The sequence below is a fragment of the Kitasatospora sp. NPDC058965 genome (assembly GCF_042741245.1).
GTDB lineage: Bacteria > Actinomycetota > Actinomycetes > Streptomycetales > Streptomycetaceae > Kitasatospora.
The window spans coordinates 1-8,530 of sequence record NZ_JBHYKG010000345.1 but is presented as its reverse complement, the minus strand read 5'-3'; the positions used below and the strand labels follow the sequence as shown (position 1 = coordinate 8,530).

General features: G+C 71.1%; 11 protein-coding genes. 8 read left to right on the top strand and 3 right to left on the bottom strand.

The genetic code is table 11. The annotated features are described in order from the left end of the window. Positions 1-199 precede the first annotated feature (199 nt). The 3 genes from ACFW1A_RS35000 (at position 200) to ACFW1A_RS34990 (ending at position 1,675) form a co-directional block, all read left to right on the top strand. Positions 200-304: a putative leader peptide gene (locus ACFW1A_RS35000; protein ID WP_329564493.1), complete on the top strand. Its 105-nt coding sequence runs from the start codon at positions 200-202 to the stop codon at positions 302-304. A 124-nt stretch (positions 305-428) separates the two neighbouring features. Beyond that, on the top strand, positions 429-707 hold the full coding sequence (locus ACFW1A_RS34995) for a MoaD/ThiS family protein (RefSeq protein ID WP_380416452.1): 279 nt from the start codon (positions 429-431) through the stop codon (positions 705-707). Beyond that, positions 707-1,675 (top strand): PLP-dependent cysteine synthase family protein, encoded by a 969-nt coding sequence (locus ACFW1A_RS34990; RefSeq protein WP_380416449.1) that lies wholly within the window; start codon positions 707-709, stop codon positions 1,673-1,675. The genes ACFW1A_RS34995 and ACFW1A_RS34990 overlap by 1 nt, the downstream gene beginning before the upstream one ends. Before the next feature lie 15 nt (positions 1,676-1,690). Here the strand turns inward: ACFW1A_RS34990 and ACFW1A_RS34985 are convergent, their stop codons facing one another. Continuing rightward, a complete protein-coding gene (locus ACFW1A_RS34985; RefSeq protein ID WP_380416447.1) occupies positions 1,691-2,140 on the bottom strand; it encodes a type II toxin-antitoxin system PemK/MazF family toxin in 450 nt (149 codons plus the stop codon). A gap of 156 nt (positions 2,141-2,296) precedes the next feature. On the opposite strand from ACFW1A_RS34985, the gene ACFW1A_RS34980 reads away from it, so the two are divergent. Together ACFW1A_RS34980 and ACFW1A_RS34975 are read left to right on the top strand one after the other, a co-directional pair. Further along, positions 2,297-2,491 carry a helix-turn-helix transcriptional regulator gene (locus tag ACFW1A_RS34980; protein ID WP_380416445.1) on the top strand — a complete coding sequence of 65 codons (195 nt, stop codon included), beginning with the start codon at positions 2,297-2,299 and terminating at the stop codon, positions 2,489-2,491. Positions 2,492-2,735: 244 nt separating this feature from the next. Continuing rightward, complete coding sequence (locus tag ACFW1A_RS34975; protein ID WP_380416443.1) at positions 2,736-3,482, top strand: MBL fold metallo-hydrolase; 747 nt, start codon at positions 2,736-2,738, stop codon at positions 3,480-3,482. A gap of 55 nt (positions 3,483-3,537) precedes the next feature. Here ACFW1A_RS34975 and ACFW1A_RS34970 read toward each other — a convergent pair whose 3' ends face one another. After that, a complete protein-coding gene (locus ACFW1A_RS34970; protein ID WP_380416440.1) occupies positions 3,538-4,794 on the bottom strand; it encodes a PTS transporter subunit EIIC in 1,257 nt (418 codons plus the stop codon). A 404-nt stretch (positions 4,795-5,198) separates the two neighbouring features. Further along, positions 5,199-6,443, bottom strand: coding sequence for a PTS transporter subunit EIIC (locus tag ACFW1A_RS34965; RefSeq protein WP_380416438.1), 1,245 nt, complete (start codon positions 6,441-6,443; stop codon positions 5,199-5,201). A 387-nt stretch (positions 6,444-6,830) separates the two neighbouring features. Between ACFW1A_RS34965 and ACFW1A_RS34960 the strand changes: the two genes are divergently transcribed. The 3 genes from ACFW1A_RS34960 to rdgB all read left to right on the top strand — a co-directional run bounded on the left by ACFW1A_RS34960 (position 6,831) and on the right by rdgB (position 8,492). Next, positions 6,831-7,064, top strand: coding sequence for a glucose PTS transporter subunit EIIB (locus ACFW1A_RS34960; RefSeq protein ID WP_035848895.1), 234 nt, complete (start codon positions 6,831-6,833; stop codon positions 7,062-7,064). 97 nt (positions 7,065-7,161) lie between these two features. Beyond that, on the top strand, positions 7,162-7,887 hold the full coding sequence (rph, locus tag ACFW1A_RS34955; RefSeq protein ID WP_380416435.1) for a ribonuclease PH: 726 nt from the start codon (positions 7,162-7,164) through the stop codon (positions 7,885-7,887). Positions 7,888-7,889: 2 nt separating this feature from the next. Next, complete coding sequence (gene rdgB / locus ACFW1A_RS34950) at positions 7,890-8,492, top strand: RdgB/HAM1 family non-canonical purine NTP pyrophosphatase (RefSeq protein ID WP_380416432.1); 603 nt, start codon at positions 7,890-7,892, stop codon at positions 8,490-8,492. Positions 8,493-8,530 lie beyond the last annotated feature (38 nt).

Below are 8,530 nucleotides of genomic sequence, written 5' to 3'. Positions count from 1 at the left end.
CTCTTTTTTTTTTTATATGCTCTTGGTGTGGTTTTTCACGTGGGGGTCGACGCCCTGGCCCCCCCCGCGCGCCGGGGGGCCCCCCCCCCGGGGGGGGCGCCCCGCCGCGCCCACCGGGGATCTCAGAGTGCGACACGAAACCATCCGAGGTGCGAGACGGGCATGGAGGAACCCGGGCGGGAATCTATACGATGAGCCCATGCGTTCCGTCGATGTGAGCATTCAGGCCCCGGGCATCCGCCTCGTGGCGCGCCTGCACATCGACCTGTGCCGGCACGCCGCGGCGATCTGTCCCGACGCCTGAGCCCGCCCGCCCGGTGCGGGTCGGCGCGGGCACCAGCGCCCACCAGCACGTCTGACGAGCACCTTCGTTCCGCCAGTCCCCGCCGCGCCCTGCGGCCCACCACCACCTGCCCAGGAGCACAGCCATGGCCACCGAGGTCCGCATCCCGACCATCCTCCGCACCTACACCGACGGCGCCAAGGCCGTCGAGGGCTCCGGCGCCACGCTCGGGGAGCTCATCGCCGACCTCAACGTCCGCCACCCGGGCATCGCCGACCGCCTGCTGGACAACGGCGAGCTGCGCCGCTTCGTCAACGTCTACCTGAACGACGAGGACGTCCGCTTCCTGGAGGGCATCGGCACCGCCGTGGCCGACGGCGACAGCATCACCATCCTCCCGGCCGTGGCCGGCGGCTCCCGCTGATGCGGTACGACTCGCCGCTGGAGGCAGTCGGCAACACGCCGCTGGTCCGGCTGCCCCGGCTCTCCGCCCAGGTCCCCGGCAACGAGGACGGCCTGGTCACGCTCTGGGCCAAGCTGGAGGACCGCAACCCGACCGGCTCGATCAAGGACCGCCCGGCCCTGCACATGATCGAGCGGGCCGAGGCGGACGGCCGGCTCACCCCGGGCTGCACCGTGCTGGAGCCCACCAGCGGCAACACCGGTATCTCGCTGGCCATGGCGGCCAAGCTCAAGGGCTACCGGATGGTCTGCGTGATGCCGGAGAACACCAGCGAGGAGCGGCGCGAGCTGCTGCGGATGTGGGGCGCGGAGATCGTCCCCTCGCCGGCCGCCGGCGGCTCCAACACCGCGGTGCGGGTGGCCAAGGAACTGGCCGCCGAGCACCCCGACTGGGTGATGCTCTACCAGTACGGCAACCCGGACAACGCGGGCGCGCACTACGCCACCACCGGCCCGGAGATCCTGGCCGACCTGCCCACCGTCACGCACTTCGTGGCGGGCCTGGGCACCACCGGCACCCTGATGGGGGTCGGCCGGTACCTGCGCGACAAGGTGCCGGGCGTGCAGATCGTGGCCGCGGAGCCGCGCTACGACGACCTGGTCTACGGCCTGCGCAACCTGGACGAGGGCTTCGTGCCCGAGCTGTACGACGCCGAGGTGCTCACCACCCGGTTCAGCGTCGGCTCGGCCGACTCGGTCCGGCGCACCCGCGAACTCCTCGCCGAGGAGGGCATCTTCGCCGGCGTGTCGACCGGTGCCATCCTGCACGCGGCGATCGGGGTCGGCCGCCGCGCCGCCCGGGCCGGCGAGCGGGCCGACATCGTCTTCGTGGTGCCGGACGCCGGGTGGAAGTACCTGTCCACCGGCATCTACACCGCGGCCAGCACCGAGGAGGCCGTCGAGCTGCTGCAGGGCCAGCTCTGGGCCTGACGTCCGTTCAGCCGCTCAACCCCGGGCCCGTACCGCTCGTTCGGTGCGGGCCCAGGTGTTGGCGTCCAGCGGGCCGACCCGGCGGCGGAAGTCGCCCAGCGCCACCTCGCGCAGCTCGTCGGTCTCCAGCCAGCTGGTCCGGCCCTCGCGGTCGCCCACCGAGCCCGGCGGCAGCGCCAGCACCCCGGGCCGTTCGGCGTGGTGCTTGCTGGTGATCTTGACCACGGTGGCGGTGCGGCCGTGCACCCGCAGCACCAGGCAGGGCCGGTCCTTGCTGCCCGGTCCGTCCTCGAACGGGACCTCGGCCCACCAGATCTCGCGCGGCGCGGGGGACGCCGTGCCGGTCGGCCGGGTGGGCCGCGGCACCGGCGCCGGGGCCGACTGCTGGCGGCGCAGCGCGTAGTAGGCGAGGACGCCGAGCACCAGGATGCCGAGCGCGGCCAGGGCCTCAGTCCAGAGTTTCATGTGCTGACCGTACCGGTGTGACAGTTGATGATTTATCCGTTCCGGGCTGCCGGTTCGTCACGGAACCGCGACGGGGCCCGGCACGGACCGGGGGCCGACTGTGGCACGGAAAGGGTGGTCGGGCAAGCCCTGAGCCTCGAAGCGACGGAGGTGGCCATGAGCCCGCCCGGCACCGACGCCTGGTCCTACGCCGAGATCGCCCGGCACATCGGCGTCAAACCCGACACGGTCCGCACCTACCGGCGGCACGGACTGCTGCCCGAACCGGACTTCGTCGACGGGAGCGGGCACCCGCGCTGGTACCCCGAGACCGTCCGGGCCTGGGCCCGGCAGCGCCCCGGGCACCGGTGAGACCCGTGACCCCGGGCGGGCGGGGGGGCCCCCCCCCCCCCGCGGAACCGCTCCCACCCGCGCCGCGGCCCCGCCCCGGCGGCCCCACCCCGTTCTGGTGATTCCAGCCACAGCCCGGCACGGGGACGGGGGCAAAGTGCCGCTCCGCCCTTACCCTCGAACCCGCGACCGCTGCCGCTACCCGCCGGTGTGACCCGGCGGTAACCGGCGTGCGCGCGACCTGGATCCGGCGGAGGGGCACGGGATGAAACTGACTGTGGTGGGGTGCTCGGGGAGCTTCCCGTCGCCCGAATCGCCGTGCTCCAGCTACCTGGTCGAGGCGGACGGCTTCCGGCTGGTGCTGGACATGGGCAACGGCGCGCTGGGCGCGCTGCAGAACCACGTCGGCCTCTACGAGGTGGACGCGATCGCGCTCAGCCACCTGCACGCGGACCACTGCATCGACCTGTGCGCCTACTGGGTGGCCCGCAACTACCGGCAGGAGGGCTGCCCCGACCCGCTGCCGGTCTACGGCCCCGCCGACACCCCGGGCCGGCTGGCCCGCGCCTACGACATGCCCGAGCGGCCCGGGATGACCGAGGTCTTCGACTTCCGCACGCTCGACCCGGAGCCGTTCGCGGTGGGCCCGTTCACCGTCACGGCGGTCCGGGTGAACCACCCGGTGGAGGCCTACGCCTTCCGGATCGAGCACGACGGCCGCTCGCTGGTCTACTCCGGGGACACCGGGGAGAGCCCCGAACTGGTGGCGCTGGCCCGGGACACCGACCTGTTCCTGTGCGAGGCCGCCTACACCGACGGCAAGGAGACCTTCCGGGCCATCCACCTCAACGGCCGCGAGGCCGGCGAGCACGCCGCCGCAGCCCGGGCCCGCCGCCTGGTGCTGACCCACATCCCGCCGTGGACCGACCCGCAGCGCAACCTGCGCGACGCCGAGGCCGCCTACGCCGGGCCGGTGGAGCTGGCCAAGGCGGGGGCGGTGTACGCGCTCTGAACCGGGAACGGGAGAGGGGGCCCCGACCGGGGCCCCCTCTCCCGTGCGCACGGGGTCACGCCTTGGTGACGTCCTCGAGCTCCTCCTCGGGCTCGCGGCCCGGGGTGGGGATGTTGAACTTGGTGATCGCGAAGCGGAAGACCACGTAGTAGATCACCGCGAAGACCAGGCCGATCGGGATGATCAGCCACGGCTTGGTGGCGAAGTGCCAGTTGAAGACGTAGTCGATCGCGCCGGCCGAGAAGGTGAAGCCGTCGTGCACGCCGAGCGCCCAGGTGACCACCATCGACAGCGCGGTCAGCACCGCGTGCACCGCGAACAGCAGCGGGGCGATGAACAGGAACGAGAACTCGATCGGCTCGGTGATGCCGGTCATGAACGAGGTCAGCGCGAGCGACATCATCATGCCCAGCACCGCCTTGCGGCGCTCCGGGCGGGCGCAGTGGGCGATGGCCAGCGCGGCGGCCGGCAGGCCGAACATCATCACCGGGAAGAAGCCGCCCATGAACTGGCCGGCGGTCGGGTCGCCGCCGAAGAAGCGGTTCAGGTCGCCGTGGAACACCTTGCCGGCGTGGTCGGTGTAGGTGCCGGCCTGCTGCCAGAAGAAGGTGTTGGCGAACTGGTGCATGCCGATCGGGATCAGCGCGCGGTTGATCAGGCCGAAGATGCCGGAGCCGACCGCGCCCAGGCCGATCGCCCAGGTGCTGAAGTGGTCCAGCGCGGAGCCGACCGGGCTCCAGGCCAGGCCGAAGACGATGCCGGCCAGGGTGCCGACGAAGGCCATGACGAGCGGGACCAGGCGGCGGCCGTTGAAGAAGCCCAGCCAGTCCGGCAGCTTGGTGCGGTGGTAGCGCTGCCAGAGCACGGCGGCCAGCAGGCCGATCACCACACCGCCGAGCACGCCCGGGTCCTGCGGCTTGCCGGCCGGGTTGGCGGCGGTGACCGAGTGGGCCATCGGGAAGACGGTCAGCACGTTCTTGAAGACCAGGTAGCCGACCAGGGCGGCCAGCGCCGTGGAGCCGTCGGCCTTCTTGGCGAAGCCGATCGCGATGCCGACGCAGAAGAGCAGCGGCAGGTTGTCGAAGACCGCGTGGCCGGCGGCGGCGAAGGTGGCGACCAGCTTCGCGGGCAGGTGCAGCTTCTCCTGGACGTCGGCCTGGCCGAGCCGCAGCAGGATGCCGGCGGCCGGCAGCACGGCGATCGGGAGCTGGAGGCTGCGGCCGATCTTCTGCAGACCCTGGAAGAGGCCAGAGCCGAACTTCTTCGTCGGGCGGGGCGCGGCGGGCGCCGGTGCCTGCGCAGTCGTACTCATGCGGGTGGTTCCTTACGGCATGGCGTACCGGGCGGGGTGCGGGCCGGGGTCGATACGCGAACTGGTCTACACCACTAGTGGTGTAGACCAGTTTTGTAGCACGCCCCGAGAGGAGCCGGAACCCCGGAAAGCCGTGCAGGTGGGAAGCGCTATGAAATCGAAACCTTGTTGAGGATTAACGATCACTGCTACCCGCCGTGATCGACCTCACTCGGCGCCGCCAAACCTTCCCCGGTCTGTGCGCGCCACCGTCACGGCCTGCGGCGATGCAGTGGCACAGCGCTGAGTCTGGCCAATTCCCGGACGACACGCCAGGGGGGCCTGCGGCCTTTCTCGGGCGGCCGAAAGCCCCCGGAGCCGCTGGTCCGGGGGCCTGGTGACAGTTGGTCGGCGAAGTAGGCCTTTCAGTCCTTGGTGACGTCCACCACGTCCTCATCGGGTTCGCGCCCCGGGGTGGCGAGGTTGAATGTCGTGATCATGAATCGGAAGAGCGCGTAGTAGACCACCGCGAAGCACAGGCCGATCGGGATGATCAGCCACGGTTTGGTGGCCAGGCTCCAGTTGATCAGGTAGTCGATCAGCCCCGCCGAGAAGCTGAACCCGTCGTGCACCCCCAGCGCCCAGGTGACGCCCATCGAGACGCCCGTCAGCAGCGCGTGCGCCACGAACAGCAGTGGAGCCACGTAGAGGAAGGAGTACTCGATCGGCTCGGTCACCCCGGTGACGAAGCTGGTCAGCGCGACCGAGATCATCAGGCCGCTGATCTCCTTGCGCCGGTTCGGCTTGGCGCAGTGCGCGATCGCCGCGGCGGCGGCCGGCAGCGCGAACATCATGATCGGGAAGAAGCCCGAGAGGAACTGCCCCGCCGTCGGGTCGCCGTGCAGGAAGCGCGGGATGTCACCGGTCCAGGTCTGCCCGGCGGCGTCCTTGTAGGTGCCGTACTGGAACCACATGAAGGTGTTCAGGAACTGGTGCATGCCGATCACCAGCAGCGCGCGGTTGGCCACGCCGAAGATCGCCGAACCCAGCGAGCCGAGCCCGGAGAGCCAGTCGCTGAAGTGCACCAGGCCGCGCCCGATCGGCGGCCACACCCACAGGCAGAGCACCGCGAAGGCGATCGCCACGAAGGCCATGATCATCGGCACCAGGCGGCGCCCGTTGAAGAAGCCCAGCCAGTCCGGCAGCTTGGTGCGGTGGAACCTGACCCAGAACCAGGCGGTCATCAGCCCCATCACGATGCCGCCGAACACCCCCGGGTTCTGGTAGCTGGGCGGATTGGTCGCCGGCGTGATCGGGAACTGGTGCATGATGTTGAAGTAGACGAGGAAGCCCGTCACCCCGGCCAGCGCGGTCGAGCCGTCCGCCTTCTTCGCCATCCCGATCGCCACGCCGACGCAGAACAGCAGCGGCAGGCCCAGGTTCGGGTCCAGCAGTGCACCGCCCGCACCCGCGAGCACCTTGGCCACGTTCGGCCAGTCGGCGATCTTGCCGTTCGGGCCGAAGATGTCCGGCTGGCCCAGGCGGTTGAGGATGCCCGCCGCGGGCAGCACGGCGACCGGCAGCTGCAGCGAGCGGCCCATCTTCTGCAGGCCGCCGTAGAAGGTGTGCCACCACTGCTTCTGGGGCGCCGCCGCGCTCGCTGAACTCATTCTCGTCCTTCCGCGCCGGCCGTCTGAACGCGAGCGGGGGAGCCCGGGGGGCCGGGGGAGAGCCCTCGGGGTCCGGGGGAACAATGTCCGCAGGTCCGCACGGTTTGGGAAGTCCACCCCGATTGGTGTAGACCAGTTGAAGTGCAGCCGTGCCGTCCGGATCCGAGTCCCGCTCACCGTCATCCTGGGAGGAAGATCCATCAGGGCGCGCGCGGTACTGGGCCGAACGGGCGCCGGCATGGCGCACCACCCGGAACCGGGTGATGCTGGGCACGCGGGCGCACGGCGCGCGGGGCATGACTGCGCGTCAGCCGGCACCGCCCCACGGCAGAGAGCAGGACGGCCCCCGGCAAGGCAGTCGGGAGCCGAGACAGAGGGAGAAAGACCATGGCCAGCAAGGCTGAGAAGATCGTCGCCGGTCTCGGCGGTATCGACAACATCGAAGAGGTCGAGGGCTGCATCACCCGGCTGCGCACCGAGGTCAAGGACCCCTCCCTCATCGACGAGGCCGCGCTGAAGGCCGCCGGCGCCCACGGCGTCGTCAAGATGGGCACCGCGATCCAGGTCGTCATCGGCACCGACGCCGACCCCATCGCCGCCGACATCGAGGACATGATGTAGGTCCGCGCACCGCGCACCGAGGGCCCGTCACCACGAACGTTGGTGACGGGCCCTCGGAGTGTGTCCGGAATTTCCGGAGCGACTACGCTCAGGCGCTATGTCACGCATCGACGGCCGCACCCCCGACCAGCTCCGCCCGATCACCATCGAACGCGGCTGGAGCAAGCACGCCGAAGGCTCCGTCCTGGTCTCCTACGGCGACACCAAGGTGCTCTGCACCGCCAGCGTCACCGAAGGCGTCCCGCGCTGGCGCAAGGGCAGCGGCGAAGGCTGGGTCACCGCCGAGTACGCCATGCTGCCGCGCGCCACCAACACCCGCGGCGACCGGGAGTCCGTCCGCGGCAAGATCGGCGGCCGCACCCACGAGATCAGCCGACTGATCGGCCGCTCGCTGCGCGCCGTCATCGACCACCGCGCCCTGGCCGAGAACACCATCGTGCTCGACTGCGACGTCCTCCAGGCCGACGGCGGCACCCGCACCGCCGCCATCACCGGCGCCTACGTCGCCCTGGTCGACGCCGTCGGCTGGGCCCGCGAGAAGAAGCTGCTGCGCGCCAAGGGCCAGCCGATCACCGGCGGCGTCAGCGCCGTCAGCGTCGGCATCATCGACGGCGTCCCGATGCTCGACCTGCGCTACGAGGAGGACGTCCGGGCCGAGACCGACATGAACATCGTCTGCACCTCCGACGGACGCTTCGTCGAGGTCCAGGGCACCGCCGAAGGCGCCCCGTTCGACCGCGACCTGCTCAACCAGCTGCTCGACCTCGGCACCCTCGGCTGCGCCGAGCTGGACGAGATCCAGCGCAAGGCACTGGAGGTCTGACGATGGGCCGGCTGATCCTCGCCACCCGCAACCGGCACAAGGTCACCGAACTGCGCGCCATCCTCGCCGAGGCCGGCCTCGACCTGGAACTGGTCGGCGCCGACGCCTACCCCGAGATCCCCGACGTCCCCGAGACCGGGATCACCTTCGCCGAGAACGCCCTGCTCAAGGCGCACGCCCTGGCCCGGGCCACCGGACTGCCGGCGATCGCGGACGACTCGGGCCTGTGCGTGGACGTGCTGGGCGGCGCGCCCGGCATCCTCTCCGCCCGCTGGTCGGGCAAGCACGGCGACGACCGGGCCAACCTGGAGCTGCTGCTCGCCCAGCTCTCCGACATCGCCCCCGAGCACCGGGGCGCCCACTTCGCCTGCGCGGCGGCGCTCGCCCTGCCGGACGGCACCGAGCGGGTGGTGGAGGGACAACTGCCGGGCACCCTGCGGACCGCCCCCGCGGGGGACGGCGGCTTCGGCTACGACCCGATCCTGCAACCGCTCGGCGAGACCCGCACCTGCGCCGAGCTGACCCCGGACGAGAAGAACGCGATCAGCCACCGGGGCAAGGCGTTCCGGGCGCTGGCGGTGGTGGTGGGGGAGTTGGTGGGGTAACTGGGGGAGCCTGGTCGTGGCCCACGTTTCGAATTGGA

Excerpts from the sequence above, each read along its gene's own strand:
- ACFW1A_RS34995 (WP_380416452.1), top strand. The coding sequence starts at position 429 with ATGGCCACCGAGGTCCGCATCCCGACCATCCTCCGCACCTACACCGAC.
- ACFW1A_RS34980 (WP_380416445.1), top strand. The coding sequence starts at position 2,297 with ATGAGCCCGCCCGGCACCGACGCCTGGTCCTACGCCGAGATCGCCCGG.
- ACFW1A_RS34960 (WP_035848895.1), top strand. The coding sequence starts at position 6,831 with ATGGCCAGCAAGGCTGAGAAGATCGTCGCCGGTCTCGGCGGTATCGAC.
- ACFW1A_RS34965 (WP_380416438.1), bottom strand. The coding sequence starts at position 6,443 with ATGAGTTCAGCGAGCGCGGCGGCGCCCCAGAAGCAGTGGTGGCACACC.
- ACFW1A_RS34970 (WP_380416440.1), bottom strand. The coding sequence starts at position 4,794 with ATGAGTACGACTGCGCAGGCACCGGCGCCCGCCGCGCCCCGCCCGACG.
- ACFW1A_RS34990 (WP_380416449.1), top strand. The coding sequence starts at position 707 with ATGCGGTACGACTCGCCGCTGGAGGCAGTCGGCAACACGCCGCTGGTC.
- ACFW1A_RS34975 (WP_380416443.1), top strand. The coding sequence starts at position 2,736 with ATGAAACTGACTGTGGTGGGGTGCTCGGGGAGCTTCCCGTCGCCCGAA.
- rdgB (WP_380416432.1), top strand. The coding sequence starts at position 7,890 with ATGGGCCGGCTGATCCTCGCCACCCGCAACCGGCACAAGGTCACCGAA.
- ACFW1A_RS35000 (WP_329564493.1), top strand. The coding sequence starts at position 200 with ATGCGTTCCGTCGATGTGAGCATTCAGGCCCCGGGCATCCGCCTCGTG.
- rph (WP_380416435.1), top strand. The coding sequence starts at position 7,162 with ATGTCACGCATCGACGGCCGCACCCCCGACCAGCTCCGCCCGATCACC.
- ACFW1A_RS34985 (WP_380416447.1), bottom strand. The coding sequence starts at position 2,140 with ATGAAACTCTGGACTGAGGCCCTGGCCGCGCTCGGCATCCTGGTGCTC.